Annotated in this window: 25 protein-coding genes and 1 pseudogene; 1 reads left to right on the top strand and 25 read right to left on the bottom strand. The window is 64.5% G+C overall.

All coding sequences use genetic code 11. The features are described 5' to 3' along the window. Nucleotides 1-4 precede the first annotated feature (4 nt). From ACQY9S_RS04890 to ACQY9S_RS04845, 10 genes are all read right to left on the bottom strand, one after another. Nucleotides 5-616, bottom strand: a complete 612-nt coding sequence (locus ACQY9S_RS04890) for a hypothetical protein (RefSeq protein WP_428423475.1) — start codon at nucleotides 614-616, stop codon at nucleotides 5-7. A gap of 45 nt (nucleotides 617-661) precedes the next feature. Next, complete coding sequence (locus ACQY9S_RS04885) at nucleotides 662-1,270, bottom strand: hypothetical protein (RefSeq protein ID WP_428423473.1); 609 nt, start codon at nucleotides 1,268-1,270, stop codon at nucleotides 662-664. Further along, nucleotides 1,231-1,821: a hypothetical protein gene (locus ACQY9S_RS04880; RefSeq protein WP_428423471.1), complete on the bottom strand. Its 591-nt coding sequence runs from the start codon at nucleotides 1,819-1,821 to the stop codon at nucleotides 1,231-1,233. The genes ACQY9S_RS04885 and ACQY9S_RS04880 overlap by 40 nt, the downstream gene beginning before the upstream one ends. Nucleotides 1,822-1,908: 87 nt before the next feature. Next, complete coding sequence (amoB, locus tag ACQY9S_RS04875; RefSeq protein ID WP_428423469.1) at nucleotides 1,909-3,171, bottom strand: bacterial ammonia monooxygenase, subunit AmoB; 1,263 nt, start codon at nucleotides 3,169-3,171, stop codon at nucleotides 1,909-1,911. 56 nt (nucleotides 3,172-3,227) lie between these two features. After that, nucleotides 3,228-3,995 carry a bacterial ammonia monooxygenase, subunit AmoA gene (amoA, locus tag ACQY9S_RS04870; RefSeq protein ID WP_428423467.1) on the bottom strand — a complete coding sequence of 256 codons (768 nt, stop codon included), beginning with the start codon at nucleotides 3,993-3,995 and terminating at the stop codon, nucleotides 3,228-3,230. Then, the gene (locus ACQY9S_RS04865; RefSeq protein ID WP_428423466.1) at nucleotides 3,992-4,186 is read right to left on the bottom strand and encodes a hypothetical protein; all 195 of its coding nucleotides are present in this window, start codon (nucleotides 4,184-4,186) and stop codon (nucleotides 3,992-3,994) included. Before ACQY9S_RS04865 ends, amoA begins: the two co-directional genes overlap by 4 nt. 153 nt (nucleotides 4,187-4,339) lie before the next feature. Then, entirely contained in the window at nucleotides 4,340-5,122 is a 783-nt protein-coding gene (gene amoC, locus ACQY9S_RS04860; RefSeq protein WP_428423464.1) for a bacterial ammonia monooxygenase, subunit AmoC, read from the bottom strand. Nucleotides 5,123-5,519: 397 nt separating this feature from the next. Further along, complete coding sequence (locus tag ACQY9S_RS04855; RefSeq protein WP_428423462.1) at nucleotides 5,520-6,368, bottom strand: alpha/beta hydrolase family esterase; 849 nt, start codon at nucleotides 6,366-6,368, stop codon at nucleotides 5,520-5,522. Continuing rightward, nucleotides 6,358-7,032 carry a hypothetical protein gene (locus ACQY9S_RS04850; protein WP_428423460.1) on the bottom strand — a complete coding sequence of 225 codons (675 nt, stop codon included), beginning with the start codon at nucleotides 7,030-7,032 and terminating at the stop codon, nucleotides 6,358-6,360. Before ACQY9S_RS04850 ends, ACQY9S_RS04855 begins: the two co-directional genes overlap by 11 nt. A gap of 126 nt (nucleotides 7,033-7,158) precedes the next feature. Next, nucleotides 7,159-7,449: a hypothetical protein gene (locus ACQY9S_RS04845; protein WP_428423458.1), complete on the bottom strand. Its 291-nt coding sequence runs from the start codon at nucleotides 7,447-7,449 to the stop codon at nucleotides 7,159-7,161. 144 nt (nucleotides 7,450-7,593) lie between these two features. Here ACQY9S_RS04845 and ACQY9S_RS04840 point away from each other — a divergent pair. Then, nucleotides 7,594-7,800 (top strand): annotated as a pseudogene (locus ACQY9S_RS04840) (transposase); the annotation flags it as partial. A 43-nt stretch (nucleotides 7,801-7,843) separates the two neighbouring features. On the opposite strand, the gene ACQY9S_RS04835 reads toward ACQY9S_RS04840, so the two are convergent. From ACQY9S_RS04835 to ACQY9S_RS04765, 15 genes are all read right to left on the bottom strand, one after another. Beyond that, on the bottom strand, nucleotides 7,844-8,461 hold the full coding sequence (locus ACQY9S_RS04835) for an OmpW/AlkL family protein (protein WP_428423456.1): 618 nt from the start codon (nucleotides 8,459-8,461) through the stop codon (nucleotides 7,844-7,846). A 184-nt stretch (nucleotides 8,462-8,645) separates the two neighbouring features. Then, nucleotides 8,646-11,303 carry a LuxR C-terminal-related transcriptional regulator gene (locus ACQY9S_RS04830; protein WP_428423454.1) on the bottom strand — a complete coding sequence of 886 codons (2,658 nt, stop codon included), beginning with the start codon at nucleotides 11,301-11,303 and terminating at the stop codon, nucleotides 8,646-8,648. 367 nt (nucleotides 11,304-11,670) lie between these two features. After that, nucleotides 11,671-12,426: an SDR family NAD(P)-dependent oxidoreductase gene (locus ACQY9S_RS04825; RefSeq protein ID WP_428423452.1), complete on the bottom strand. Its 756-nt coding sequence runs from the start codon at nucleotides 12,424-12,426 to the stop codon at nucleotides 11,671-11,673. Nucleotides 12,427-12,428: 2 nt separating this feature from the next. Beyond that, entirely contained in the window at nucleotides 12,429-13,982 is a 1,554-nt protein-coding gene (locus ACQY9S_RS04820; RefSeq protein WP_428423450.1) for an FAD-dependent oxidoreductase, read from the bottom strand. A 42-nt stretch (nucleotides 13,983-14,024) separates the two neighbouring features. Further along, a complete protein-coding gene (locus tag ACQY9S_RS04815) occupies nucleotides 14,025-14,309 on the bottom strand; it encodes a hypothetical protein (RefSeq protein WP_428423448.1) in 285 nt (94 codons plus the stop codon). A gap of 36 nt (nucleotides 14,310-14,345) precedes the next feature. Next, complete coding sequence (locus ACQY9S_RS04810) at nucleotides 14,346-14,996, bottom strand: ABC transporter permease (RefSeq protein WP_428423446.1); 651 nt, start codon at nucleotides 14,994-14,996, stop codon at nucleotides 14,346-14,348. Nucleotides 14,997-15,159: 163 nt separating this feature from the next. After that, nucleotides 15,160-15,954, bottom strand: a complete 795-nt coding sequence (locus ACQY9S_RS04805) for an ABC transporter permease (protein ID WP_428423444.1) — start codon at nucleotides 15,952-15,954, stop codon at nucleotides 15,160-15,162. Then, entirely contained in the window at nucleotides 15,935-16,819 is an 885-nt protein-coding gene (locus ACQY9S_RS04800; RefSeq protein WP_428423442.1) for an ABC transporter ATP-binding protein, read from the bottom strand. The genes ACQY9S_RS04805 and ACQY9S_RS04800 overlap by 20 nt, the downstream gene beginning before the upstream one ends. Beyond that, on the bottom strand, nucleotides 16,816-17,832 hold the full coding sequence (locus ACQY9S_RS04795) for an ABC transporter substrate-binding protein (RefSeq protein WP_428423440.1): 1,017 nt from the start codon (nucleotides 17,830-17,832) through the stop codon (nucleotides 16,816-16,818). Before ACQY9S_RS04795 ends, ACQY9S_RS04800 begins: the two co-directional genes overlap by 4 nt. Nucleotides 17,833-17,847: 15 nt before the next feature. Continuing rightward, the gene (locus ACQY9S_RS04790; RefSeq protein WP_428423438.1) at nucleotides 17,848-19,236 is read right to left on the bottom strand and encodes an FAD-dependent oxidoreductase; all 1,389 of its coding nucleotides are present in this window, start codon (nucleotides 19,234-19,236) and stop codon (nucleotides 17,848-17,850) included. A 99-nt stretch (nucleotides 19,237-19,335) separates the two neighbouring features. Beyond that, on the bottom strand, nucleotides 19,336-20,775 hold the full coding sequence (locus ACQY9S_RS04785) for an aldehyde dehydrogenase family protein (RefSeq protein WP_428423436.1): 1,440 nt from the start codon (nucleotides 20,773-20,775) through the stop codon (nucleotides 19,336-19,338). Beyond that, on the bottom strand, nucleotides 20,772-22,835 hold the full coding sequence (locus tag ACQY9S_RS04780; RefSeq protein WP_428423434.1) for an acetate--CoA ligase family protein: 2,064 nt from the start codon (nucleotides 22,833-22,835) through the stop codon (nucleotides 20,772-20,774). Before ACQY9S_RS04780 ends, ACQY9S_RS04785 begins: the two co-directional genes overlap by 4 nt. Continuing rightward, entirely contained in the window at nucleotides 22,832-23,842 is a 1,011-nt protein-coding gene (locus tag ACQY9S_RS04775; RefSeq protein WP_428423432.1) for a 1-aminocyclopropane-1-carboxylate deaminase/D-cysteine desulfhydrase, read from the bottom strand. Before ACQY9S_RS04775 ends, ACQY9S_RS04780 begins: the two co-directional genes overlap by 4 nt. Further along, on the bottom strand, nucleotides 23,839-25,197 hold the full coding sequence (locus ACQY9S_RS04770) for a class-II fumarase/aspartase family protein (RefSeq protein ID WP_428423430.1): 1,359 nt from the start codon (nucleotides 25,195-25,197) through the stop codon (nucleotides 23,839-23,841). The genes ACQY9S_RS04775 and ACQY9S_RS04770 overlap by 4 nt, the downstream gene beginning before the upstream one ends. After that, a complete protein-coding gene (locus tag ACQY9S_RS04765) occupies nucleotides 25,197-26,708 on the bottom strand; it encodes a lyase family protein (RefSeq protein ID WP_428423428.1) in 1,512 nt (503 codons plus the stop codon). Before ACQY9S_RS04765 ends, ACQY9S_RS04770 begins: the two co-directional genes overlap by 1 nt. Nucleotides 26,709-26,712: the final 4 nt, after the last annotated feature.

The raw sequence follows: 26,712 nt of genomic DNA, 5'->3' as shown, positions 1-26,712 counted from the left end.
GGTTTCAGGCCGGCACATTGATCGCTTTTCGACGGTTCCGGCCCGACCTGCGACGCAGGCCGTAGTAGAGACCGGCACCACCGAAGGCGATGAACATCGCAGCCGCAGCCAGATAGACGTGGGATCTGCTGCGCCCGACTTCGAAGGGAAAGCGTGCGACGTACCGCCCGCCCTCACCGGCGCTCACGATTCCTACGAACTTGCCCGCGTCTGCGAACGTAACTTCCACATCCAGCGATCCGTTCGGATACATCCTCGCGGGCTTGTGGTACGCGGTGATCGCATCCAGACGAGACATGTCACCGGTGTCCTTGACGATGCGAATCTCGACCGGCAGCTTTCGAAGCTCCAGATCGATGTAGTCCAGGACAATGATGGTTCTGCCGGTTCGGGGAATGTCTTCGCAGAATTCCTTGCTGGCCGTGCTCTCGGGCTGAAATCCCGTGAAGTGCATCAGGTAGGGGCCGATGGCAAGCTTGCAAACGTCCTTGTCGAACGTCAGCCCGCCATGTGCTTGTGCTTGAAGTGCCGTGGCGATGATCACGCCCAGTATCACGGCGCCGGCGAATCGACGCGTCGAAGCCTTCGATTTCATGACCTTCTGCACGTTCAGCATCCAGTTCCGTTGGCGCAATTCATACTCCTCCGGCGCGACCTCGCTTCATTGGTCGATGAAACGCCACCCGTCGCCGAACCGCACTGCAGCGGCAGCCGTCTGCCTGCTCTGTCCCGGCGAGACACCTTCCGCTTCGCCGAACGGCGTCACCGCCTCGTAGTGCCAGGAGATCACCACATCTCGCACCTTCACCCCTTGTGACGTACGCACCGTCCCCACGGAAACGACTCGATCGAACACCTTGGTCGCCGTTCGCACGGTGTTTTCAGGATCAGGCGCTTGGACGCCGGCCCGAGTTGCGCGATGAACCGCACCCGCGTCCGTCAAGACAAGCTCCGTGACCGCCTTGTCACCCCTGCTGATCGAGGTCATACGGATCAATCCTCGCTTCGCCAAGTCGTCGAGCCGCTGCTTCAGCACCGTGTTGTGCTCGAGTCCGGCCGTCACGACCGACCTCGGGAGCGCCACGACGCTCGGCTGCGGATACATGCTGCTGTCGCGAAGCAGATCTGCAGCCTGTGCCGCCGACAACTCGTCGTCGGAACATCCCGTGGCAAGCGCCACCCAAAAGATCGCGGCCCACCACCTTGTTGCTTTGCGACGCGTATATCGACTCATCTGTCGCGCCGACCGGATGATCGCTTCGAAAACCACCGCTTGGTCCTGAGGCCCAGCCAAACCAGCAGAATGCTCAACAGACCGGGAACGAGAAGCTGTCGAAGCTTCTTCTGCCAGTTGAACTGGGCCACCGAGAGTTCAAATCGATCCAGCTCATTCCGCTCGGGAGAAAAAACAGACACCACGTACTTGCCGGGCGAGTCCAGATTGACTGTCGTATCAACGACGCCGTTTGCATGCAACCGCGCCGGCAGATCCATCAGCGTCCTCATCCCACCGCGGTCGTCCGGCCCTTCGATCTTGACCGCCAGAAGCCGCTCGCGAAGGCGGCCATCAACGATGTCGATGACGAGGATCGTCTCCCCGGCGCGCGGGATCTCCTCGCAGTACTGGGCCTTCGGATCATGCGAGGGCTGGTACGCGGAGTAGTGGAGCCAGCTGCCGCTGATCTGATGCGCGCAGACGTCCTGTTCGATCGGCGCGTTGCCATGCGCATGCGCTGCCCCCTGCAGCCAAACCCCAGCTACCACCGTCGTCGCCAATCGCATTGCCTTCGTCATCATGCCTACCTGGGCGAATCGCTTCATCGCATGCCTCATCGAGCGCGGTGATGGCGTGGTGAACCACCGTTCCTCACGCCATCCTGCCTCACCAGCTCTTGCACCCGCACCTGATCAGGTCCCAGTGCCAACGAACGTGGGAACGAGCACTCCGCCCACATCGGCCAATTGCCGCTTGCCATCGCTGTCGTAGAAGAACAGAAGACCGCCGAAACGGCTATCCGGGTCGTAGATCAGGCTCGACAGCCGCTCCACCTCCCACGCCGCGTCCTGCGCCTGAACTTCGATGCGACGGGTCTCACCGGGTTGGATGGGCTTGTTGTCCGAAACGGTCAGACCCTTGTCCGCCATCAGGTTCTTCGGATACTTCTTCGCAGCCTCGTCCATCATCCCCACTTCAGGATTCAGAAAGCGCACTGTCGCGGACGCGAACTCTCCGAGCCGAATCGGCTTGTCGGACTTGTTGGTGACATCGAGCGTCATGTTCATCGCACGCCCCGGCACGCGATAGCTGGCCTTGATCAATTTCACTTCCGGTCGCCCGGCAGGTATGGGCAGTGGTGCCACGGTTTCATGCGCGGACTGCAGCGGCAACGTGACCGGATGATTCGCCTCGGCCATGCTGTAGCCGACGAAAGTGAGGCCCAGGGCGCTGACCAAGGCGATGCCGGCGGCGACACGGTCGGTCCGCGTCGTGAGCGACGCAGCGTCACCCGCCTCGACCTTGCGGAAGCGCGAGAAGAACAATGGTTTGGCCAGCCAGTAGCCCAACCAGGCGACGGCCAGTGCACCCCAGACCAGGTGCCACATGATGTTGTTCTTCGTCCCGTAAGTGCTCAGATTGACGGTCTCGCCGGTGAGCGTCTTGATCTCGTTGAGGAAGTCGTCGTGGTTTCCAGTGACTTCGACGAAACTTCCCGGGCCGACCAAAGGTCCCGCACCCTGTATGTTCATCATCGAGTGGATGTGCCAACGTCCGGGCTCGCTGGCCTTGAGCTTCACCTCGAACTCGTAATCCCGGCCCAACTCGAACGTCGTGCTGTTGGCCATGTTGACGCCGTTCACGAACGAGCCCTCGCGTACGAACACCGGGCCCGCAGCCGAGACGTTCAGGAACGCCGTCGTCGGCTTCGCAGCGGCCCTCGGCCAGTGCTCATCGGGCGAGAAACGGAATTTGCCGCGCACCGCCAGTTCTTCGTTGACAGCCACCTTCGTCTTGGTGACCTCCACGTCGTACCACTGTGCCGTGCGCATCCGCAGGAAGGGCTCTTGCGCCTTCTCGCCATGTGCAAGTGCCGCCTGTGGCGCCATGGCCGCCACCACCATGAGCGTCGCCGCAGCCGCCCAGCGCTGAATCGCCCCGAAGATTCCCTTCATACTGCCTCCTCGACTTCCGCCTCTTGTACCGCCGCTTTGGATCCGAACGAAGCCGTTCACAGCCCGCCCCCCTTGATGTACTTCACCGTAGAGAATGCTTTGCCCACAAACCACCAGATCCAGTACATCAGCGTGCAAAGAAACGCCGAGAAAAAGGCCGAGACAGGTGTCGAATGCTGTCCGAAGGTGCGTAACGTGCCGCGCTCGATGATGCGGATGTACTCCGGGGTCCCCGTCCGGATGTTCTCGAATCCGATCAGGTCAGCCAGCGTCATGACGAGACCATTCGCCTCGGCCGGGACGTGGAATGCACCGAGCCAAGCCCAGTTGCTGGGGAAGAACAACAGGCCGAACAGCGACGCCCCGAAGATGCCTGTGATCACCCAACTGCCCGACAGCAGCAGGATCGCATCCATGGCAAGTGCGCCCGCCGTGAAGTACGCTGGGGTGACCAGATTGATCGGGTAGTGCGACCAGCCGTGCCACCCCACGTAGCGGACGATCCACTCGGCAATGACAAGCAGGGTGCACACCAATGTGGCGCCGAACGGCAACCGAAAATGCTGCCAGAGGATGTAGTGCGCCGCACCGCAGAACATGATCGCCATCACGGGCGTCAGCGTCACCCAGTATTCGCGATCCTTCCAGTCGAGCCAGAAGTCCCAATCGCCGGCCGTCAGCATGAAGTGCAGGTGGAACGCGCCCGTCAGGACGAACACCACACACCCTACGATGAGCCATTCCAGATAGCGGCCCACGCGGTGAGCCTCAGCACTCACCTGCTCTGTCGGCGCACCGATCCCGCCATTCATCACACTGCTCATTTCGAATCTCCGGTTGGGTCGAGCGGCCGGTAGCCTTGGCGGCCACGCTCGGTTCTGTGCGGCTCATGTGCGCTTGGATCGCCCGCAGCAGCCTGCGGCCCTTGCAGCCGTAGCCTTGGTCGCCGCGGCTCGCGCCACCAGCAGTACAGCGCGGCAAGCGCCGCCAAGGCGAGGAACAGCATCCAGATCATGAGCGTCTCCTATCGGTAATTTTTTTCTCGGCCCGTAGCACATTCGCTGCCCGCAGCCGGGCCTTGCTTCAATCATCCGGCTCGTCGCAATGCCCGGGGCAAGGGGCGAGCCGGGCGAGCCCTCCAGGCCATGGAGGGCCCGCGGTGAAGGGCCTACTTCTCGATCTGCGGCAAAAGCTTGTTCACCCGCAGCACGATCTGCCCGACCACACCACCCAGGGCGAGCGCGCTCCAGCCGAGAACCACGAAGCCCCAATGCAACGGAGCCGTGAACAGCTCTTCCATGAACCAGAAGGCGTGGCCCCATTCGTTGAAGCCGACATTGGGCAGGATCATGAAAGGCCCGACGATCGCCAGCACGTGCGGCACCGACACACCGTGCTCGCGGAACATCGGCAGCCGCGTGTAGCCGTAAAGCAGCGATCCCGCGCCAATGATGATGTAGACCGGAAAGCTGAGGTAGAAGATCATCAAGTGGCTCGGCGTGAAACTGGTGTCACGGGTCACGACCTGATGCCAGGAGCCATCTTGTTCGGCAAAGAAGCTCGCGCCCCAGTACACGGCGAAGGTGTACACGAGCAGCCACATCACATACGTGAAGTAGCGCCGCACCTCCTCCTTCGGCGCGACACTGGTCTCCCCCTTGGGGCGGGTGAACCACACGGCCGACCAGGTTGCTACGGCGAATACCGGCAGGAGAGTGATCTCCGCCCACAACCACTTCATCCAATACTGCTCAAACTCCGGCGCGTGCGAGTCCATCCCATACAGATGCCCGTAAGCCTGCTGATACCAGATTGCGAAGGAATAGAAGCCAAGGATGGCCACCAGCGCAAGCGCCGCCCATTTCAGGTCGCGTAGATAAAATGGCACGCCTGCCAGCGATCTGCCAGCGGACACGCTCGCCGTGTTTTTCTCAAGTACCGTTGTGTTCATGACTGTCATCTCCTTCTGGTTTGCGGGTATACCCTCAGCCACCGTCGACTCGATCACCTCACGAATCCTTTCGCATGAGCCTGATCGCGGGTTGCATCATTACGTTTGGGCATTCCGCTCACAACCTAACTTTTGATTGCCGGTTGCGGTCTCGGTGATCGAAGAATGCCGTCCGCGAAGCACCAAGCACTCCCGTACCGACTCGCATCGCTTGCCAGCGTGCAAGGGCACGGTTGCAAGTGGCGCAGTTGCTACTGAAGTGGTGTTCTTGAGTCGGGCGAACGGCGTCCCGCACGCAACCAAGCTGCAGTGCTGTCCGTTCAGACAGTGAGAAGCGAACCCGCGGCAACGCGCCGGGTCCGTCGATAGGATCGGCTCACGAACTCTCGTGGGCTACTCAATGAGGTTCGGGCCCCAGCAGGAATCCAACCATCCTCGAGTGAAGTCCCGGCCAGTTGTTGTGGGCAGTGGGCAGTTCGCAGTAGAGGACAGGCGCGCGACTCGGGCACCTCTCGTAAGCCCGGCACTCCGGCCGGGCTGGATCCTTGAATCCGGATTGCTGTCCGCACCCGTTGCAGCTTGCCCACCACTTCGCCGCTTGCTCGCCCCAACCAGGAAAGAGCTTGTCGTTCACGCCATGCATGACCATCACCGGGATCGGGTCTCGGCAACCCAGTTGCTCCAGATCTTCTGTGCGGAATCCGGCCGCGCTCACGGCAATGCCGTGGACGTCAGCACGCGTCTCGGGAAGCAAGGCCAGCGCGGTTGCCGCCGTCCCTCCATCGGAATGCCCCGCCATGAAGACTCGCCCGCGATCAATGCACCATTGCCCCTCCACGTCGCGGACCACCCGGCCAAGCGCCAAGATACCGTTCTTGCTCATCGTGTGGTGGTCGACATAAGCGACCACGAATCCTTGCTCGGTCGCAGCCGGGGTCAGATGCGTATAGCGTTCGGTACGCCCCGCATCGGCTCCCGCCGCGGAAAAGACGACAAGTAGCGGGTGCGCGAAGGAAGGGTCGTAATTGGCAGGCGCCTTCACACGATAGCGAACCGGCCCCGAAGGGAGTTGCGGCTCGCTCAGGGACCTTGCTCGCCGGGAGTCCTGGCAAGCGACGACATGCCGCGCCGGATACTTGTACGGCTTCACGCCGTCTTCCGCGTTGCCGCCACCGACCCCACAGGCGCCAAGCATGATCACTGCGGCGCAGGCCATGGTCGATACGCGCATGTGCTCAGTCGACATGGCGCATGCGCCCCGGCGCGGCAGCATCGTCGCTCGCTCCGGTGGCTCCCAGATCTGCGACGCGAAGGGCTTGCTGCATCGTTCGCCGACGAATCGCCCACGCTCCGACGCCGGTAGCGACCAGCATGGCGCAGAGCACGAGAAGGTAGTGACGAGATTGCATCCGGCTCTGCTGCCTTGGCTCGATACGAAACGGGATGCTCACCAGGTCGCTCCCGCCTTGACCGGGGCCAAAATCGAGGCGCAATTCGTATGCGCCCGCTTGATTGAGCTGCTGACTGAGTTCGATCAAACCAGCGTCATAGGTCCTCGCCGGAACTTTGAGAATCCGCTCCGTCTCCCTGCCGGCCGCGGGTCGCATGCGAACCAGCTCCGCGGCAATCGGCCGTTGCCGGCCACTCTGGTCCACCAGTACCACCGTCACTTGCACGAGTCCCGGCGTAGGAATCACCTCGCAATGGGGCGTGAGCATCCACACAGACTTGGCGTCGGGTGGCGTCACGTAGGTAGTGAAGTGCAACTCATGCCCCGTCTGAGACACATGGCATCCACCATCATCTGAATGTATGGCGTGCCCCAGCATGAGCTGCGCACAAGCCTGTTCCTGGAGCAGGCTGAAGAGAAACGCCGCGCCCGCAAGGATCGCTCGACCCGGCATGGTCACGCCCGCACCTCCGGAGATCCGCTCACGGGTGCTCCGATCATCGAAGGATCTGCGACCCCTGCTGATTTTCGGCGACTCACCCGTGGCAGGACACGATCTGCCCTCGCGGGCGATGGCCACTCCTTGTCACTCAGTGAATACCTCATGCTCTCTTCGCCGCTTCCTGCCGTTTCTGTAGACGAGATAGCCGAGTCCTCCCGCACCCACCAGATGCACCCCAATCAGCAGTTTCGCCGCCAAGTCTGCATAGTTGGAGCTGTCGCGAGCAGTGAGCGTCGCGGAACATACAGGGAACTGCCCTGGACCGCCCCAACTCGCGTCACCAATTCGGCGATCGCCCTGATCGCTCACCGCGAAGCCACTATCGCTGGCCGTGAACCCTGCCACAACAACCACTGAGAAAAGGTTCCATCTCATTTACGTTCGTCCTGAATCGCCAAGCTCAGGAAGCTCTGCAAAACAGATCCGCTGCTTGCATGATCGGAGCCCATGACCGGCCATCGGAAGATCGCCATGAAGCAGCTTGCCGAGCGCCCGCCGTTCGGCATCGAGACCATGCTGCGCATCCCGCAGATGAAGCCCACCCGCAAGGGCAACAACTGGTACTTCGGCATGAAGGCCCCCATCGGCGTGGATGCGCACTCGGGCCTGGTGCACAGCGTGGCCGGCACGGCGGCCAACGTCAACGACCTGAACATGGCCGGCACGCTGCTGCACGGTGACGAAGAGGCGGCGTTCGGCGATGCCGGCTACCAGGGCGTGCGTCGCCCGGTCGGTTGAAGCCTTCGGCGACCGAACGCTCGCCGACCACTCAGAACTGCCAGCCCACACCAGCACCGACCAGCCACGGGTCGGCCTTGAACTCGCCGACCTTGGTGCCCGCCGACATCACGTCGGTGCGAATCTGAATCTTCTTCACGTCGAAATTCAAACTCACGCCCTTCGCCAAGGCGTAGTCGACTCCAGCCTGGACGGCAAATCCAACACTGCTCTTTTCGATACTCGGCTGCAGCGCCGCCTGCACAGCGGGATCAAACTTGACGCTCGAGAAGCGTGTGTAGTTGATACCTGCACCGACGTAGGGCTTGAACGGTCCCAGGCCGCCGAAATGGTACTGAAGCGTGAGCGTCGGCGGCAGATGCTTCAGCGAGCCGATCTCGGAGCCCCCAGCCCTGATGGTGTGCTTCTGTGGGTAGGTCAGGATCAGCTCTGCGGCCAGCGACGGCGTGAAGAAATACGAGATATCGACCTCGGGAATGAGCTTGTTGTTCAGCGACAGATCCAGCCCGGTCGAATCCTTGTTCGCCATGTCGAGATAGACCGCGCGCACCCGGACCAGCCATGGCGTGTCTTGGGCCAGTGCCCCCATCGGGACACCAAGCGCTGCGGCCGCGAGCGCGGCGGACAAACAAATCCTGTTGGTCTTCATGAAAAGGAGTCTCCTGTTGCACTCCCTCGCGGACGAGGGGCGCTGTTGATGTGATTCACTTGCTTTGCCAAACAGCGAGCCCTGCCCGGCCCAACTGATCGCGTTCAGATGTTTGCGCGTGAGCGATCGCCCGACAACCTATCTTTTGATTGCCCACCGGACGCAGCGGCGCCGCGGCGACCGTTCAGGCCGCGAGAAGGCCGCGCGACTTGGCTTCACGCAACGCTCCAGTGCGGTTGCGCACACCCAGTTTTCCGTAGAGATTGTGCAAATGCCATTTCACAGTGCCTTCGGTTACTGCCAAGCGATCGGCGATCTCGACATTCGACAGGCCGTGGGCCAGCATGGCCAGCAACTGCAGTTCGCGCTCGGTCGGACGCAGTTCGACGAAGGCCTTGGCGTCAGGCCCAGCGGACGACGACGCGAGAATGCACCGGGCGTGCGCCAGCGCCGGTGTCGACGCCTGCGGCTGCAGCACCATCGTGCGCAGCAGGGCGATCAACTCGGGCCCTTCGTCGAGGAACAGTCGCATGTAGCCGTGCAAGGCGGCGATGCGCAGGCTCTCGACGATGGCCGCGCGCGCACCGGCAGCTTCGCCACAGCGAGACAAGGCCACGGCGTGCAGCACCAGCAGCTCGGTGAGCTTGTGCTGCTGATCGCCGTGGCGCGCGCGCGCGATGGCCGCTGCTGTCAGCTCCAGCGTCCGCTCGGGCCGGCCATGTACCAGATGCAACCGCGCCCAGAGGCGCTCCGCGCGGTCGCGCCGGATGCCGGCTTGCGCCGCTGCGGGCGTCAGCCCCAGGTTCTCCAACAGGCGTTGCGCGGTTGCCGCATCGTCATGGCGCATCAGCAGCAGCGCCCGTTCGCCCCCCATCGCAATCTGCAATCGCTCGAAGCCACGCACCTCGCCGACCCGCTCGCCTTCAGCCAGCAGGTCCAGCGCCCCCGCCACGTCGCCGTCCGCCGCCTGCAGCCGCGCAGCAACCAGGTAGCCCGGAACCAGCCCATCGACCACCCCCTGGGTCGGCAGCAGCGGCAAGGCGGCCTCGATCTCGAGGCGCGCCTGAGCGCGCTCGTCGCGCTCCAACAGGACCAGCGCACGCATTGCGTGAAGCGCCGCGTTGTGTCCCCCGGCGCCGTGGTACTCGCTTTCCTCGAGTGCCGAAGTGCTTGCCGCCAGCGCTTCGCGATAGCGGCCGGCCTTGATCAGCGCCGCCAGGTTGACCACCCGCACCCACGTCAGCCCATAGGGCGAGCGCGCAAGTTCGAACTGATCCTGCGCGGTGCGCAAGTGCGCGATGGCATCGAAGAATTCGCTTTGGCACTTCTTCCCCCATGCCATGGCCGCATGCACGACGCCCCTTTCGAAACAGTCGGCGTCCGTGTCGTCGTGCTCGGCACAGAGCCAGCAGTCCGCACAGGTCAAGCTCATCGCCGGATCGTCGCGAAGTACGGCAAGCAGCGCCCGCTGGGCCGCCGTCGTGCGTCGTGCCCTCGGCGCGGATTCGGCAGCCCCTTCATCGGTTGCCAACCAAAGATCGGTTCGAGATAGCCAGCGTTCAGCTTCAGCGGCCTGGAGCAGGAAGGTGTTCGCCCACGCCGCGTGGAGCGTCAGGCTGCCGAGCTCGGGTTCACGGGACTCGAGCTGCGCCAACAGGGCAAGAAAGGCTTCGTGCTTGCCCTGCCGCTCGATGAAAGCCGACGCATGATCGCGCAGGAACTGACGCGCCCGTGGGACATCGTTGGCCAACACCATCAACCGCACGGCGCGATAGCAATCCCCTTGAGCCTCCCACCAGGCCGCACAGCGCGAGCGAAATGCGTCGACCGCCGGGCTTCGTCCGCGGGCCGACCGAAGCAACGCTTCTGCCACCAATGAATGCAGGACGTAGCGACCCTCGCCGGCTACTTGTCCGCGGCGCCGCACGATCCCCAGTTGCTCCCCTTCGTCAATGGCCGCCGCAACGTTCGGCACCTCGAGCGCCTTCAACATCCCCGCAGTGAACTCGTGGGCTGCCGCCATCGCCACAAAGGCCTGGCGTCGGTTCGCAGTCGCGTCTTTGAAGAACTGCTCGTAGACCATCCCCTCCAGCAGAAAACCGCCTTCGCCACCCGCGAGGTAGGTGCTGGGAATGGACAGCGCAAGCTGAACCAGCGCCGGCCAGCCTTCAGTGATCTCCAGCACGCGGTCAACGCTTTCCTCGTCGATGGCACGACCTCGTATGCAGGCCAGTCCCCGCACGTCATCGGGCTCGAAGGCAAGCTGCTCTTGTGTCACCCAGCGTACGAGGCCACGCGTGGTGACGGCTGACAGATCCAACCCCATCGCATTGCGCCCGCACAACACCAGTCGTGTGTTGCGAGGCGCCTTCGTCAGCAGGCGGGCCATGTAAGTCGCGCTCTCCGAACCGCGCAACACATGCACATCGTCGAAGAACAGGTTCGACCTCTCCGGGCGGCTCTCCAGCTTCGACACCAGCCTGTTCAACGCGTCATCGAACGTCGCTTCACCCTCGAGGGGATCCACGGGGTCTCCCGCGAGATTCGCCGAACGAAGCAGTGCCTGCACAAAGTAGGTTGAATCGCGCCAGGCCTCGTTCACCGTGATCCATGTAGCGCATTCGCCGCCACAGCTGGATCGAAACCACGACGCAGCAAGCGTGGTTTTCCCGTAGCCGGCAGGTGCGACGACCACCACGATTCGATCGTCATTCGACAAGGACGGCACACGCAGCCGCTGCACAGTGAGAGCATGCTCGGCTCTCGGCCCGTTCATTGGCATTTGGCTCATGGCACCGGCATCAGGCTGGCTGTGCCGCTCATGCCGGTCAACGACCTGCATGAGCAGACCCCTTCGCACCGACCCACGCCGCGATCGGAATCGGCGCGTACATCGCGTACCAACGTGGAGTCGCCGAGGGGGCGACGTGACGCTGCAATCGCTGGCAAACGCTCGGTACTACTGCCTCACGGCCGTTCAAGGAACTGCGCCGCGATTGAGTATGAATTCCATGCGCGCAGCATCGCCGCGTACAGACTGTGGGCGCGATGGATCCTGTGCCCAAGTCGAACAGTACCTTGCCGCCGCAGTGGAGGCCAGGTCGACAAGCTCGATGGCAAATCTGGTTCATCTTGTCTCCTCTTGTCTTGCGCTCGAGAGCGACGCCGCTTCTCTTGCCTGTCATCGCATCAGTTCATGCGAAACGGACCTAGGCTGCCGTTAGCCCTCCGTCCATCACCAACGCCGCGCCGTTCACGTAGCGAGCGTTGTCGCTCACGAGAAATTCGGCCGCTGCAGCGACGTCACCGGGCGTCCCGATTTCGTTCTGCGGGATGCGCGACAACACCTGAGCTCTCAGATCCGGCTGGTCGAGACGCCACTGCGTCATCGGCGTCTCGATCATCCCGGGACACAGTGCGTTGCAGCGAATCCCAGACCGGGCATAGTCGACTGCAATCGAACGGGTCAACTGCACCACGGCGCCCTTGGACGTCGTGTATGCGGCCCGCTTCGGGAACGCGACGAAACTTGCGACCGAAGCGATATTCAGGATGACGCCCGCGCGGCGCCCGAGCATGTGAGGCAGAACGGCGCGACAGCCCAGAAAGACGCCGCGCACGTTGATCGCCATCACGCGATCGAATTCCTCGACCGAAGTCGTGTGGACATCGGTGGCCGCCTGGCTGCCGGTGATTCCCGCGTTGTTGATCAGGACGTCGATCCGCCCGTGTACGCTCAAGGCCTGGTCGACGAGACGCTGGATGTCGGCTTCGTTCGACACGTCCCCGGCGACCGCGAGCACGGCGCCGCGATGGGCCGCCCAGTTCCCGGCTTCGCACTCGGCGAGGCACTGCGCCGAGAGATCAAACGCAACAACGAAGTCGCCGGCCGCCAGCTGCCGCGACGCGATGGCCAAGCCATTGCCTGACGCAGCGCCGGTGACGATGACGACCCGCTGATTCATTGTCAGAGCCCGACCAGGCGCTCGCTGCCCGCACGCAGGCGGGACAACTGGATGAAGTGGCTTGGGTTGAGGAACAACTCGTCCATTTCGCCGAGTTGGTCAACCGTCAGGCCCTGCTTCACCAGGACGTTCAGGTACTGGAACGCGTCCTTGGCTCCGTAGCCCACATGGTGCGCACCGACGATGCGCCGGGTGTCGCCATCGATGACCAGCTTTTGAAAGCCCGACATGTGCGGCTTGGCCATGGCGTACAGCATCACCCGGTCCCCGGCCGGCAAGCCGATGTTCAGGCCGTTCGGATTGTTCGGCGGCATCTTTATGATGACGACGTTCTTGTACTTCTCTCGCGCCTCTTCTTCGCCGAGGCCCAGCCAGCTCACTTCGTAGTGGGTGTGCAGGAAGTCGGGGAAGTCCTTTGGTTCGTAGTGCGCCTCGAGGCCCATCACGTTGCGCGCGGCATAGACACCGCTCTTGCGGGCCTTGAACATCTCCATCGGCGCGCCGATCAGGTCGCCCACCGCATAGACGTTCGGTACCGAGGTCTGCAGGCGCGAATTGACGATGATCTCGTTCTTGGGCCCGACCTCGACGCCCAGCGCGTTGACGGCCATCTCGGAATTCGGCGTCTCGCCCAGCCCCATGAAGACGAAATCGGTGGCAAGCTTTTCGATGCCGTTCGGAGTTTTGATCGTGACACCCTTGACGTTGCCCTCGCCGTCGGACTCGATGCTCTGGAGTTCGGCGCCCTCCCAGATCTCCATCCCCTGTTCCTTCATCCTGTCCAGCACATAGCCTCGGGTCTCGAGGTCCGGAATCAACTTCAGGCATTTCGAGCGGACAACCATGATGGTGCGCCGTCCGGTGGCATTGAAGAAGCAGCCGTACTCGACTGCGGTCTTGCTGCCGCCGATCACGACGACCGTATCTGAGGGCTCGTAGTCCAGCGTCTCCACGAGATTCACGTTCGTGTAGACACCCTTGAGATCCTTGCCAGGTACATCGAGCACTTGCGGACGGGCGCCGACCGCAAGGATCAGGTTCTTGGCCTTGAAGCGCCGCCCCGCCACCTCCACCGTGTGGGCGTCGACGATCGTGGCCTTGGCATTGAGGATGTACTCGAGGTCGAGCTGCTCCTTGCTCTGGTAGTTCATCATGGCGTGCGGACCGGTGCGCCCACGCCTGAACAGGTCGACCACGTCCTTGATCGAGGTGCGCACGCCGTCCATGTTCTGGAACCAGAGCGTGCCGCCGAAGGTGCGCTGAAGCATCAGTTCGGCCGCGCAGTCGGAGAACACATGGTGCGGCACGCAGGCGTTGTGCGGGCATGAACCGCCGAGAAACGGCCATGCGTCGATGATCAACTGGCGCCCCCCCATGGCGCGCAGGTAGGCAGAGCCGAACCGACCGCTCGCGCCGCCGCCGATGTAGATCGCGTCGTACTCGCGCTGATCGTTCTTGTCGATGTTGAACAGTGCAGGTCCGTTCGGGTCGTCATAGATCTCTTCGATCTTGTGACCCCACTCCTCGATGCTCCAGTGTTCGTCGCGAACGTCCATCACCCCTCCCCCGGATGCGCTCCTGTCCATACCGTTTCCTTCCTAAGGTGAGAGTGAAAACCCAATGGGGCCGACAGTGGCCATCCGGTCTATGCGACTGGGCGGGTCGATACGAAGACAAATGTCGAGCCCAGCGCAGTCAACCCGATCAGCGTGGCGTTGCGAGAGCTCGAAGATCTCCGGGATCACCTCGAAGCTGACGACACCCAGCAGGACACCGGCCGTAAAGCTGAGCAGGTAATGCGGTCGATCGTGGAACCTGAGCGCGACCATCCCGCCGCCCAAGGTCGAGCAGAACGTAGCGATGGAAAGAACGATCATCGTCATCGAGGCACCTGGAATTGCATTGGGTCCCGGCCGGGTTCAACGTTTGCTGAGCGTGCGCTCGAGGCGCACCATCGCGTTGTCGAACGCGGCACCCAACAGGCCAATCACCACCATTGCACTGATCGAGAAGACCGCTTGCAGGTTCTGCTGGCCGACCAAGACCAGAAATCCCAAACCCGTCAGCGCGCCAGGCCCCGCGACAATCTCGGCGCCGACGAGGGCCAGCCACCCGTTCGCGACACCGATCCTTGCGCCGGCGACCACGAGAGGCAGGGCGGCTGGTAGCGCCACTCGAAACAGCACGGCGGCCGGTTTCGCTCCCAGCATTCGCGCCGCCTTGATGAGCCCGTCGTCGACGAGCCGAATGCCCCGGTGAGAGTTCATCAGGATGGGCGGGAAAGCTGCCGTGAAGATGACGAATGTCTGCGAACCGAAGCTCGCGCCGAACCACAGCAGCGCGAACGGTGCCCACGCGATTGGAGGCACGTTGCGCAAGGTGTTGAACAGCGGGTCCAGCAGATCCCCGACGAGGCGCGATCGACCCATGACAAGACCCAGCGGCACGCCGACCACCAGCGCCAGCAAGAAGCCCGACAGGAATCGCAGGACGCTCCAGCCTGCATGAACCCACAAGGTCCCATCGCCGATGCGGTTCTCGCTCTGAGCAAGCCAGGCGATCTTCTGCACGACCTGCCAAGGCGACGGCAGAAAGTCGGGCGACACGTCGGCACTGGCAACCACCGCCCACCAAATGCCGACCCAACAGCACAGCCACGCCAGTGGCCCCAGCCTGGACCATGGCGCAGCCGGAGCCCGGGAAGACATGTCGTCCTCGGCCGCCGCGCGTTCGTCAGCTGTGGTCGCACCAGTCGAATACATGTCTTTCCACGCGTTGGAAGAGCAGATCCATCACGAAGCCGGTCAGCGCGATCGCGACGATCCCGGCGGCCATGACGTCGGCCTCGAAGTTGCGGTAGCCGCTCATGATCACGAAGCCGAAACCCGCCGTGGCCACCACGAGTTCGGCCGCAACGACGGTCGCCCACGCCGTGCTCAATGCGATTCGCATTCCATTGACGATCATCGGAAGGCCCGAGGGCACCGCAACTCGAAGCAGGAGGTCGCGTCGGCTCGCACCGAGCGTGCGCGCTGCGTTGTTCAGTTCTGGCGGCAACTGCTTCACGGCCACATAGGCATTGATCAGACAGGGCGTGACCGCCGAGACGAAAACCACGAAGGCCTTGGCTGGCAACCCGATCCCCAACCACAGGATCGACAGCGGTATCCACGCCGGCGGCGGAATAGGTCGCAGAAGGCTGATCAGCGGCCCGAAGATGGCATCAAGCGGCTTCAGCCACGCCATCGCGACGCCGAGCGTCACCCCGATCGACACCGCAGCGAGGTAGCCCGTCAGCACCACCGAAAGGCTCGCCAGCAGATGAGCGGCAAGCGTCGAACCGAGATAGCCCGCGCTCAAGCGCTGCAGGGCGTCCATGACGGCCACGGGGGATGGCAGGATGAACGGACTGACCAGGCCGAGCTGTGTCGACGTCCACCACGCTGCCAATAGGGCAGCCATGGCCGCCCAGCCGCGACCAAGCCGCACGAGGCGCGTGCGCAGCGCGCTATTCGACGACGATGTCATCGCGGATCAGACTCCAGACCTCGGCGCGAAGATTCTGGAAGTCGCTTCGGCGCTGCACTTGATCGAGCGGCGCTTCGCGCCAATGTTCGGAGCCGGTGGTGGCCCTGACGTCGATCACCCGCTTGATGCGCCCCGGCCGGCGCGACATGACCACGACTCGGTCGGCCAGAAACACGGCTTCTTCGACGCTGTGGGTCACGAAGATCACCGTCGGCCGGTACTCCGACCACACCCGGACCAGTTCCTCCTGCATGACCGTCCTGTTCTGCGCATCGAGTGCGGCGAACGGTTCGTCCATCAGTAGCAGCCGGGGCCGGAGAACCAGGCTTCGTGCGATCGCCACCCGTTGCTGCATGCCGCCGGACAACTGTCGCGGGTAGTGGTGCTCGAATCCCTTCAGTCCGGTGATCGGCAGGTAGTAGTCAACGCGGCGCGCCCGCTCTGCCGCCGGCACGCCGTTCAGCACCAGACCGAACTCGATGTTCTCGACAACGGTCTTCCAGGGAAACAGCGAAAAGCCCTGAAACACGACGGCCTTGTCCGGCCCCGGCCCACGAATCCTCGAACCATCCAGCAGGACCGCACCCGACGTTGGTTCCGTCAGACCGGCCGCCATCGACAAGATCGTGCTCTTGCCACAACCCGACGGCCCGACGATGACCAAGAACTCGCTGGCCCCGACGTCGAGCGTGAAATCACCGACCGCCACCGTGCCCGTCTGAGCCCTCCCCGACCCGGGGAACCGCATGCTGACCTTGTCGAACCGCACACCACCCAGCGGCTCGTTCGCGACAACGGCGGCGACTGCCGGCGCGTCGGCAAGGCGCATCACCCCAGTCCGCATCAAGTTGGGCACGGCAATCATGGCTGCCGAATGGCTCTTTGCAGGAACGAAGCATCGATGAACGGACGGAAGTCCGGCACCTCTTTCAGGCGGCCGTTGCGCACGAAGAAAAGTCCTATGCTTTCGTACATGTCGGCCATGAACGAGTTGCTGCCGTCGCTCGCAGTCATGTACTTGACTTGCTCTTTCAGCGGCTCGGCGGTCATCACGGAGCGCACGGTCTTCTCAAGCGTCTCCTCGCTGGAGGTCTGCCCCGCGAACGCCATGAAACGGCGATACATCTCCGTGGTTCTCGCGCTGTCTTGCCTGATCCAGTCAACCGCCTCGCCGTTGGCCTGCAGCCACTTGACGACGAGGTCGGGACGCTTTGCGGCGAACGCCCTGGTGCTCACCCACACGGTGGCGATCTTGGCTCCAGCCTGAGCGCCGTCGCACAGCACCTGGTTGCCGCGTTCCAGCAGCGCGGCCGTGTATGGAGGCCATGCCTGCACCAGGTCACCTTGTCCGGTGGCAAAAGCCGACACCGACGCGGTCTGGTCGCTGGGAATGATCGACACGTCGTTCACGCCGATGCCGAGCTTGCGCAGGCATGCCTCGGTCATGAAGTGGCCGGTAGACAGAGTGGTCACGAAGATCTTGGCGCCCTTCAGCGATCCCGGATTGGCAAGGGCGGCCGTGACGTAGCTCGGGCGACCGATCAGCATGTGCTGGGCCGACTCGTTGTAGATCATGCCGATGGTGACCATGCCGAGTGTCGATGAGCCGATCACCGCAGGCGGTGCACCGAGGAACGCGATGTCCCACTCCTTTGCGGCGGCCGCCTGCACGATCGGCGCACCACTCGGGAAGAAGCGCAGTTCGGGATCGATCCCGTGCTTGGCAAACAAGCCGAGTTCCTTGGCCGCGAACTGGACGAAGCCCGGATAGTTGGTCTGCGTGTAGGTGCGAACCTTCTCGAGCGCCATCGCGTTGTGTGAGATCGCCAGCCCCGCGAGCGCCAGAGCGATCGATACCAGACGTGCCGTTCTGTTCACGTTTTCTCCTGGGGTTCAGAACATGCACCGCATCACGGCCGCGTCGAGTTCAACGCGCATGGCGCGCACCGCCTTGCCGAGTACTTCCCCCGCGACCTGCACCGGAGCGAAGACCGGAGAAAACGGCGGGGCATAGGCCAGATCCAGATCGAGCAGGTCGCTTGCCGTCAACTTCCCCCAAATGGCGGCTGCAACGGTATCGATGGTCTTGTCGACGGCGTCCGAGCCGACGACCTGGCACCCGAGAAGTTGCCCCGATTGCTCGTGCACGGTCAGGTGGATCTGCACTGTCGTCGACCCGCGCATGTAGCGGGCACGGCTCGGGGCCTGAATCATTCCGGAAACGGGGAACAGGCCAGCTGCCGAAGCGTCGGCATGGCCGAGGCCGGTTCTGGCCACGGCGAGATCGAAGACGCGAAAGATGGCAGTACCGAGAACCCCTGGAAAGGTGGCGTCCCCTCCGGCCATGTTGACGCCCGCGACCCGGCCATGCCGGTTGGCCACGTCGCCGAGCGGCATCCACACCGGGCGATCGCTGACGACATGGCGTGATTCCGCGCAGTCTCCGGCGGCGTAGATGCGTTGGACGTTGGTTGACATCCGGGGCGAGACTGCAATCGCCCCGGTTGCACCGAGTTTGACGCCCGCGGCGGCTGCCAGCGCCGTCGATGGCCGCACACCGGTCGCGACCAGGACCAAGTCAGCCGCAATGCGGTCACCGTTGTCGAGGACCACCTGGCCGCCGTCGAGCTCGACAACCCGCGACCCAGTGAACAGTTGGACGTTGTTTCGTCGCAGTTCCTCTTCGACCACCTGCGAAACGGCTTCGTCGAAGGTCGGGATCACGTGCTCGGCCATCTCCACGACGGCGACGTCCAGGCCGAGTTTCCTCGCGGTCTCGGCCATCTCGAGTCCGATGTAGCCGCCGCCCAGCACGACGAGCTTGCGAACACCGACCAACATGTTCGCGATGCGATCGGCGTCCGCAAGGGTGCGCAACTGGACAATCGGCGGCGCCGTCGGCGACACGGATGCTTTCAACGCCGATGCCTGTGCGCCGGTCGCGATCAGCAACTGGTCATAGGACTCGGTGTAGGTGCGGCCCGCCTCCAGATCGCGCACGGTGACGATCGCGCGCTTCGCATCGATCTCCTCGACGCGGTGGCGCGTTCGCATGTCGATGCCGTCGGCCCGGAAGGCCTCGGGCATTCTGGCAATCAGCTTTCTGCGCGGGATTTCATCACCCTCGGCGAGGTGATAAGGCATGCCGCAGGCCGAATACGCAACCTCGGCCTCGTCCTGCAGCACGACGACGCTTGCAGCGGGGTTTCGCCGGCGCGCGGTGGCCGCTGCCTTGGTTCCCGCTGCCACGCCACCGATCACGATCAATCTGTCTGAAGACATCAGGGCACCCCAATCTCTCTGAAACACCGCGGGGATGTGCGCACCCCCGCCATCCGACAAGGAAAGACATGGCGCTCGGGCCGGGCCCGCAGCACGAGTTCACTTGCCATGTTTCGCCCAATGCCCTGCGAACAGAGATTCGTCGGTGGGGGGCACCCCCTTCGGATCCACGAGCCTCGATACCCAAGTGAGGTTCATGAAGTGGCGAACGTTGACGTTCTCGGTGGTGATGTTCCCGCCCCAGGTGCCGCAGGACAGGGAGAGCGTGTACGGCATGCCGTTGCGCGGGCTGCCCGCGCCTTCGTTCAAGTCTTGATTGACCATCACTCGTGCGGTTCGCGTCCGCATCGCCAGTGCTTCGACATGCGCGTCGTTCGCTGTGTGGATGCCGCAGGTATGGCCAAGCCCCTGATAGTCTGTGATGGCGTTGACCAGGTCGATGGCATCGTCGATCGAACCCGCGCCATAGCGATACAGGGTGAGCACCACCGAAAGCTTCTCCCCCGAGAATGGGTGGCTCGGTCCGACACCGTCTTCCTCGACGATCAGGAAGCTCTTGCCATCGGGCAGCTCGATCTCGGCCAGGCCGGCGATGTGCTTCGCCGACTTGGCAATCACGTCCAGGGAGGGGATGTGCTGGTCAGGCTGCGGCCACATCACCCGGCTCAAGCGTTCCTTCTCGGCCGGCGCCAGGACGTGTCCACCGCGTGCCACCAGCTTCTCGACGAGGCTCGAGTAGATCGAGACGTCCGCGACAATCGAGTTGTGTGCCAGGCAGCTGGTCGCGAAGTCGAAGACCTTTCCTCGGGCAATCGTGCCTGCGGCATCATCTAGGTCTGCACTATCGTCGACGACGTGCACGGAGTTGCCGACGCCCACACCGTAGGCCGGCGTCCCGGAACTGTAGGCCGCCTTGACCATCGCCTGGCCACCAGTTGCGACAACCAGGTCGACCTGCTTCATCAGCTCTCCCGTCTTGGCGATCGACGGGCGCTCGACGATTTGGATCAGGTCGGCCGGCGCTCCGACCTGTTCGCAGCCTTTGCGCATGAGTTCCACCGCCAGCGCTGACGTTCGTGCCGTGCGCGGATGCGGTGCAATGACGATCGCATTGCGCGCTTTCAAGGCCGACAGGGCATTGACCGGCGGCGTCGCATCGGGGCCGGTGGTCGGGATCAGCGCGGCGATGACGCCGACCGGCTTGGCAATCTTGACGATTCCCTTCTCCGGCAGTTCCTCGACGACACCCACAGTTCGCTGCCCCGCCATGTCGGCGATCGTTCCGGTGACACGGTTGCGAATCTTCAGGACCTTCGACTCGTAGTTGCCGAAGCCACCCTCGTCGACCGCGAGGCGCGCAAGCGCTTCCCTGTTCTTGACGATGCTCCAGCCGACGGCGAGAACAAGCTGGTCGACCTGCTCCTGGGTGTAGTTGTCGATCTGCCGCTGGGCGTCGCGAGCCCGCGCAACGATGCTTGCCACTTCGGAAGTCGGGTCGGTCGCGGCAGTCAGCGCCGCGCCGGGGTTGGCAGTCTTCATTTCTCGAGCCTTTCTATGCGCATGCGCGCGTCAACGATGACAAAACGGTTTCCGGTCGCGATGACCGGGTTCAGATCAAATTCACGGCACCATGGCGCACGTGCCACACACATCGATACCTTGGACATCAAGTCGGCAAGACCTTTGCGATCCACCGGCTCGGCGCCGCGCAATCCGTCCAGCAAGGCACCACCGTGCAGTTCGTCCAAAGCGCGCCCGGCCTCGGTCGCGTCGATCGGACACATGCGCATCGACACGTCGCCTATCAACTCGGTCCAGATGCCACCGAGTCCACAGACCAGGACGGGACCAAAGGTCGGGTCGCGTACCGCACCAAGCATCAACTCCACGCCACAGTCGGCCTGGTGCTGCAGCAGGGCGGGCCCGGGGCCGAGCCGGCGGTCGAAGTCGACGAACGCGTCGGTGATGCCCTTCGCGTCCACCAGCCCGAGGCGAACCGCCCCCGCTTCGGTCTTGTGAACCAGGTCTTTGCGGACAGCCTTGAGAACGACGGGATATCCGACGGCCGAAGCCGCGTCCGCCGCCGAGCGCGCGTCGGCGACCAGCCGCCATGGAGCCAGCGGCAACCCCCAGGAGGCGAGAAGCGGGAGCAGCAGTTCGGGCTCGAGCCAGCCCCCGTCCGGGGCACCGGGCGGAGCGGGCCATGGCCCATCGACATCCGGCGGCGTGTCGGGGGCGGTTGTTCGGCAGTGCGCCAACACGCGGACCGTACGCGCTGCCCAGTCATGACAGGGCACCCCGTTGGCAAGCAGCTTCTGGCGCAAGGTTTCGCCTTCGCTCGGTGCGGCCCAGCAGACATGCACCGGCTTGTCCAGCTCCATCGCCTTTGCGGCCTTCGATTGAGCGATCACGGCTTCGACGACGCCTTCGTCCAGTGCCGAGCGCTGCAACAGCACGGGGATCACGGCATCGACCTCGTCGCTCGCCATCAGGGCACGAACACTCTGTCCGTACATTTCCGGGAATCGTTGCCAGGCGGTCGTCACATCGATGGGGTTGGCCGCCGAGCCGTGCGCCGGCAAGTGCGAAGCGATCGTCTCGCGCAATCCCGGGGACAGGGCGGGAACCTCGAGACCCGCGGCTTCGCACAAGTCTGCAAGCTCGACCCCTGTGCCGCCCGAGTTGCTGATGATCGCGACGCGGCGGCCCCTCAATGGAGGCTGTCGATCGAGTGCCGCCGCGACATCGAAAAGCGTCAGCCCGTCGTCGACGAGGATGGCGCCGGCCTGCCGCAGCACCGCGCGCGTGACGGCGAAATCCTGCGCCAAGGCTGCCGTATGACTGGCCGCGGCCCGCTGGCCGGCGCGGCTGCGGCCCGTCTTCAGAATCACGACCGGTTTCCTGGCACTGACCTGCCGCAGCGCGGCCACGAGACCGGGTCCGTCGGCCAGCGATTCGAGAACCAGCGCAATGACGCGCGTGTTCGGGTCCTCACCGAAGTAGTGGACCGCATCCACCTCGTTCACGTCGGCCTTGTTGCCGGCCGACAGCACCTTGGCAAACCCGATCGCCCCTTCTTTCGATCGTGAGAACGCCGCCATGCCGTAGGAGCCGCTCTGCGTGAACAAGGAAACGCCGCCAGCCATCGGCAACCCCATGGCCATCGACGCGTTCAGCCCGCGATGCGCATCGATCAATCCGAAACAGTTCGGTCCGATGAGGCGGACCCTGGACGCTCGCGCCGTGCGAGCGAGGTTCGCCTCCAACTCGGCTCCGGCATTGCCGACTTCGGCGAATCCGCCGCTGAGCACGATCGCGGCGGCCACTTGCGCCCTCGCGCAGTCTTCGATGATGCCGAGAATCGTTGTGCTCGGGGTCACGACGACAGCCAGGTCGACCGGCGCCCGCACGTCGGTGACGCTCGGGTACGCAACGCGGCCCAGCACTTCCCTGGCGCTGGGATGGATCGGCACCACCTCCGCGAACTCGTTCGCCAGGAGGTTCTCGAACAGCACCCGGCCCACCTTGCCCGCCTCGGCCGACGCGCCGAACAAGGCGATGCGCCGTGGCGCGAACGCTGCGGTTCCCCAATCGCTCATTGGCTCAGCCCCGTCGATCCGTTGGCGAAGAGCGCCGGCTCGCCGCCCGTGTGAATGAACACCACTGGTGCGCGATCGTCGATGCGGCCGAGCTCGGCCAGCGAACAAAGGCCGGCGAACGCCTTGCCGGTGTAGGTGGGGTCGAGAAACAGGCCCTGGACGCGCGCCGCTTTCACGATCGCGGCGTCGCCGGCCGCGCTCGGCACGCCATAACCGGCGCCGATGAATCCATCGTGAACGACGACGTCGGCCTTTTCCACCCGGGGCGGCAGATCCAGCAGCGCTGCCGCCTCGGCGGCGAGTTGGACGACGCGACCGCGTACCTCGGCGGCCGGCCGGCTCACCGTCACACCCTCGACGCGCCAATTCGCGCCGAGCAGCGCCGTACCCAGCAGCCAGCCGGCGAGCGTGCCGCCCGAGCCGACGGCCATCACGATCGTGCCGGGCCTGCGGTCGATCGCCACGCACTGGCGATGCAGCTCGTATGCCGCCAGCACATGGCCGAGAACGCCCAATGCGCAGGCACCGCCTCGCGGTATCGTGTAGGGACGTCGCCCGGCCGCTCGCAGTTCATGGGCGACGGCTTCGATCGCCTCGTCGACCTGCGCCCTGTCGGGGCTGCCGGTGAACCGGATCTTGGCGCCGAGGCAGTGCGTCAACTTCAGATTGCCCTGCATCGCCGGCGGCGCGTTGCCCCAGTAGACGGCGACCGCGTCCATGCCGGCGTAGGCCGCCGCCGCCGCCGTAGCGCGCACGTGGTTCGACTGCGGGCCCGCTCCGGTCACCAGCGTGTCGGCAGACTGGGCACGGGCATCGGCGAGCAGGAGTTCGAGACCACGCACCTTGTTGCCGCCGAGCCCGAAGCCAATCAGCTCGTCGCGCTTGATCCACAGCTCGCGCAGCCCGAGCGCGCGTGCCAGCTCGGGCGCGGCGCTGACGGGCGTCGGGGTCAGGCCCAAACGATCACGAGGCAATGCGTCGAGCCGGTCGAAGGCGGATGCATTCATGTCGACCCCGCCAACACGCGATCGACCATCTCCACACAACGCCCGGTGTGACGGGCAACGTCGAGCAGGGCCTCCACCTCGGCGGCGTCGAGCCACGAGGTGATTCGTCGATCGTTCCGTACCGCCTCGGTCAACGCGAGGCCACTGGCGCTTGCCGTCAGCGAGAGTTCGTGCATCAGGCGGTGTGCCGCATCGCGGCCGATGCGCGGCGCCAACGCCAGCATCACCGCCTCCGAAATCACGACCCCGCCGAAGGCCCGCAGATTCGAGAGCATGCGCCCCGCGTCGACTTCGAGGCCCGACAGCATCTGCGCGAGCAGCTCGACCGCGCGGCCCGCCATCATCGTCACCTCCGGCACCGCGTGCCACTCGGTCTTCCATGCACGGCCGTCACGCTCGTGGTCATGCACCAGGCTTTCGCTCACCGCAGCCGCGAGGTGGCGCACGAGGCGTGCCAGGGTTCCAAGATGCTCGGCGATTTCGGGATTGCGTTTATGCGGCATCGTGATGCTGCCGACGGCGCCGGCGACGAAGCCCTCGCGCACTTCAGCGATCTCGCTGCGCTGCAGGTTGTAGACCTCGTGCCCGATGCGGTCGGCCGTCGCGGTGATCATCGCGAGCAAGCCGCACCACTCGGCCAACACGTCGCGACTGCAAACCCAGGACACGCGAGGCGCCGACAGGCCCAGCCGCTCGGCAAACCGACGCTGCAGTTCGAGACCGCGTTCACCCAGGGACGACATGCTGCCAACACCGCCGGCCAGCTGCGCCATGCCCATTCGTGAGGCGATCTCGGCCAGTCGTTGGTCGTGGCGCTGGACCTCCGCCAGCCATACTGCGACCTTGAAGCCGAAGGTGATCGGCAAGCCCTGCTGGCCGTGCGTGCGCCCGGCCATGGGCGTATCGCGATGCCGGCGCGCCAGTGTTGCCAAGGCCTGCCCGACGCAACGCAGACCTTCCTCGATGATCCTGCGAGCGTCGCTCAGCGCCATCATCAGCCAGGTGTCCGTGACGTCTTGTACGGTGGCGCCGGCGTAGACCCACTGCGCGTCGCTCGGTGCGAGCCGCACCTGGACCGCACGGATCAGCCCTTGCATCGAATGGCCGCTCGCTTCGCGGCCCTGTCGGACCTCATCGAGGAATTCGGCGCTCACGTCGATCGTGCGGCAGCACGTCGCGATCGCCTTCCCCGCGGTCGACGGAATCACCTCGAACTCGACCTGGACCTCGGCGAGCACGGCGATGATTTCGAGCCAGGCGCAGGTTCGCCGGTCTTCCTCGAACAAGGCTTTGATCGCCCGGTGGCTCCACAGCCCACCGAAGACCACCGAGTCGATCATTGTCGAGGCGGCCATCATGCCTGCGCGAGCACGTTTCGAACCGCCGCGACTAGTTCCGTGCGTGCACGGCTCGCGCCCGCGGTGGCGGCCTGCGTCCAGGACGCTGCCCGGGACAGTTGCTCGGCGAACCCCGCGAGCATGCTCGACATCGAGGCCTCGGAGGCCGCGCCGACGCAGCGGCGCGCTTCGATGGCCGCGCGCGCATCGAGTGCGCCAGCGAGATCGCCCCGCCCGATCACGACCGGCCGACCGAGAGTCGATTCGGCAGCCGCCGCGACATCGGCAGGCGTCAGCGACGCCGGCGTCCTGTTCGTGTCGTGCAGCAGGCGCGCCAGCCGGCCGACCACGCGGTGCGCGCAGCGATAGTCGAGGTCAGCGTGGTGCACCAGCGCTTCGGCCAGATCGGTGGCCAGTGCGAAGCTGCGATCCAGCGTGCGTGCCGCGTTCTCGCGCGACACCGTGAGGCCGGCGAGCGTCGCGCGCATCAGTCCGGCGGCACCGCTCGCCAATGCCAAGGCGCGCGGCAGTTCGCCATAGGCGAACAGGCGGTTGTCCATCTGGCCGGTGGGCGTGCGGCCGGACGCCGCCAGCGCCGCCTGCTGACCGATCGCCTGGTTGGCCGCGGCACGGATGTAGGCCAGCGCGAACGGATTCTTCTTCTGCGGCATGATCTTGCTGGCGCGCGACTGCGCGTCACCCAACGCGACGACACCGAATTCGACGCTCGCCAGGACCATCAAGTCCTCGCCCAGCCGATCCAGGTTGACCAGCGTGGACACGACCACGGCCATGCCTTCGATCGGACCGTCGGCCTGCCACATGGCATCGCGCGTGTGGGTCACGAGGCCGTCGAAGCCCAGCAGCGCCGCGATGCGTGCCCGGTCAGGCGCCAGCGGCGAGCCGTTGGTGCTGCCGCAACCTGCCGGGCTCAGGTTGAATCCGGCGTGAAACGACTGCACGCGCCCGATGTCGCGAAGCACAGGCCCGACGAAGCCGAGCAGATAGTGACCGAAGGTGGTCGGCTGCCCGGCCTGCAGGTAGGTGTAGTCGGCCACCAGAACGTCCTGATGCGCGCCCGCGCAAGCGACGACTTCGAGGCCCAGGGCGACGAGTGCACCCGACAGCGCCAGCAGATGCTCGCAGACCACAAGGTGGAAGGCCGACGTCGTTGCTTCCCTGCGCGCCCGGCCGGTGCCCAGCCAGCCCGATGCCGCCGTTCGGGCGTCGAGCCAGTGCTCGCGGTTCGTGTACAGGTCGCCAAGCGAAGGGTCGAGCACGAGTGCCTGGGGACGCTCGTGCAGTTCCAGCAATGCCGCGAGCAGTTCGCGGCCGGCGCCGCGCGGTACCTTGCCTTGCTCGACGAGCGCCAGCACATAGGCGAGGTCGACGCAGCCGATGGCCTCGGCAAGCACCGTCTGCTGGCGCAATTCCTCCGCGAACGCGCTTGCCACCAGTTCGGCACCGGGCGCGCTGGCGAGCCGGGCACCGACCTCGAACACCCGCAGCCTTTGGGCGTCGGGTGCCATGGCG

The sequence above is a fragment of the Methylibium sp. genome, assembly GCF_965279545.1.
In the GTDB taxonomy this organism is placed as follows: Bacteria; Pseudomonadota; Gammaproteobacteria; order Burkholderiales; family Burkholderiaceae_C; genus Methylibium.
The sequence above is the reverse complement of the archived record's forward strand: the minus strand, read 5'-3'. Positions and strand labels throughout refer to the sequence as shown.

Coding starts and splice junctions, on each gene's coding strand:
- ACQY9S_RS04825 (WP_428423452.1), bottom strand. CDS start 12,426: ATGAATCAGCGGGTCGTCATCGTCACCGGCGCTGCGTCAGGCAATGGC.
- ACQY9S_RS04815 (WP_428423448.1), bottom strand. CDS start 14,309: ATGACGATGATCGTTCTTTCCATCGCTACGTTCTGCTCGACCTTGGGC.
- ACQY9S_RS04865 (WP_428423466.1), bottom strand. CDS start 4,186: ATGATCTGGATGCTGTTCCTCGCCTTGGCGGCGCTTGCCGCGCTGTAC.
- amoA (WP_428423467.1), bottom strand. CDS start 3,995: ATGAGCAGTGTGATGAATGGCGGGATCGGTGCGCCGACAGAGCAGGTG.
- ACQY9S_RS04855 (WP_428423462.1), bottom strand. CDS start 6,368: ATGTCGACTGAGCACATGCGCGTATCGACCATGGCCTGCGCCGCAGTG.
- ACQY9S_RS04790 (WP_428423438.1), bottom strand. CDS start 19,236: ATGTCTTCAGACAGATTGATCGTGATCGGTGGCGTGGCAGCGGGAACC.
- ACQY9S_RS04770 (WP_428423430.1), bottom strand. CDS start 25,197: ATGGCCGCCTCGACAATGATCGACTCGGTGGTCTTCGGTGGGCTGTGG.
- ACQY9S_RS04800 (WP_428423442.1), bottom strand. CDS start 16,819: ATGATTGCCGTGCCCAACTTGATGCGGACTGGGGTGATGCGCCTTGCC.
- ACQY9S_RS04785 (WP_428423436.1), bottom strand. CDS start 20,775: ATGAAGACTGCCAACCCCGGCGCGGCGCTGACTGCCGCGACCGACCCG.
- ACQY9S_RS04805 (WP_428423444.1), bottom strand. CDS start 15,954: ATGACATCGTCGTCGAATAGCGCGCTGCGCACGCGCCTCGTGCGGCTT.
- ACQY9S_RS04880 (WP_428423471.1), bottom strand. CDS start 1,821: ATGAAGCGATTCGCCCAGGTAGGCATGATGACGAAGGCAATGCGATTG.
- ACQY9S_RS04830 (WP_428423454.1), bottom strand. CDS start 11,303: ATGCAGGTCGTTGACCGGCATGAGCGGCACAGCCAGCCTGATGCCGGT.
- ACQY9S_RS04835 (WP_428423456.1), bottom strand. CDS start 8,461: ATGAAGACCAACAGGATTTGTTTGTCCGCCGCGCTCGCGGCCGCAGCG.
- amoB (WP_428423469.1), bottom strand. CDS start 3,171: ATGAAGGGAATCTTCGGGGCGATTCAGCGCTGGGCGGCTGCGGCGACG.
- ACQY9S_RS04780 (WP_428423434.1), bottom strand. CDS start 22,835: ATGAGCGATTGGGGAACCGCAGCGTTCGCGCCACGGCGCATCGCCTTG.
- ACQY9S_RS04775 (WP_428423432.1), bottom strand. CDS start 23,842: ATGAATGCATCCGCCTTCGACCGGCTCGACGCATTGCCTCGTGATCGT.
- ACQY9S_RS04845 (WP_428423458.1), bottom strand. CDS start 7,449: ATGAGATGGAACCTTTTCTCAGTGGTTGTTGTGGCAGGGTTCACGGCC.
- amoC (WP_428423464.1), bottom strand. CDS start 5,122: ATGAACACAACGGTACTTGAGAAAAACACGGCGAGCGTGTCCGCTGGC.
- ACQY9S_RS04890 (WP_428423475.1), bottom strand. CDS start 616: ATGCTGAACGTGCAGAAGGTCATGAAATCGAAGGCTTCGACGCGTCGA.
- ACQY9S_RS04820 (WP_428423450.1), bottom strand. CDS start 13,982: ATGGACGTTCGCGACGAACACTGGAGCATCGAGGAGTGGGGTCACAAG.
- ACQY9S_RS04765 (WP_428423428.1), bottom strand. CDS start 26,708: ATGGCACCCGACGCCCAAAGGCTGCGGGTGTTCGAGGTCGGTGCCCGG.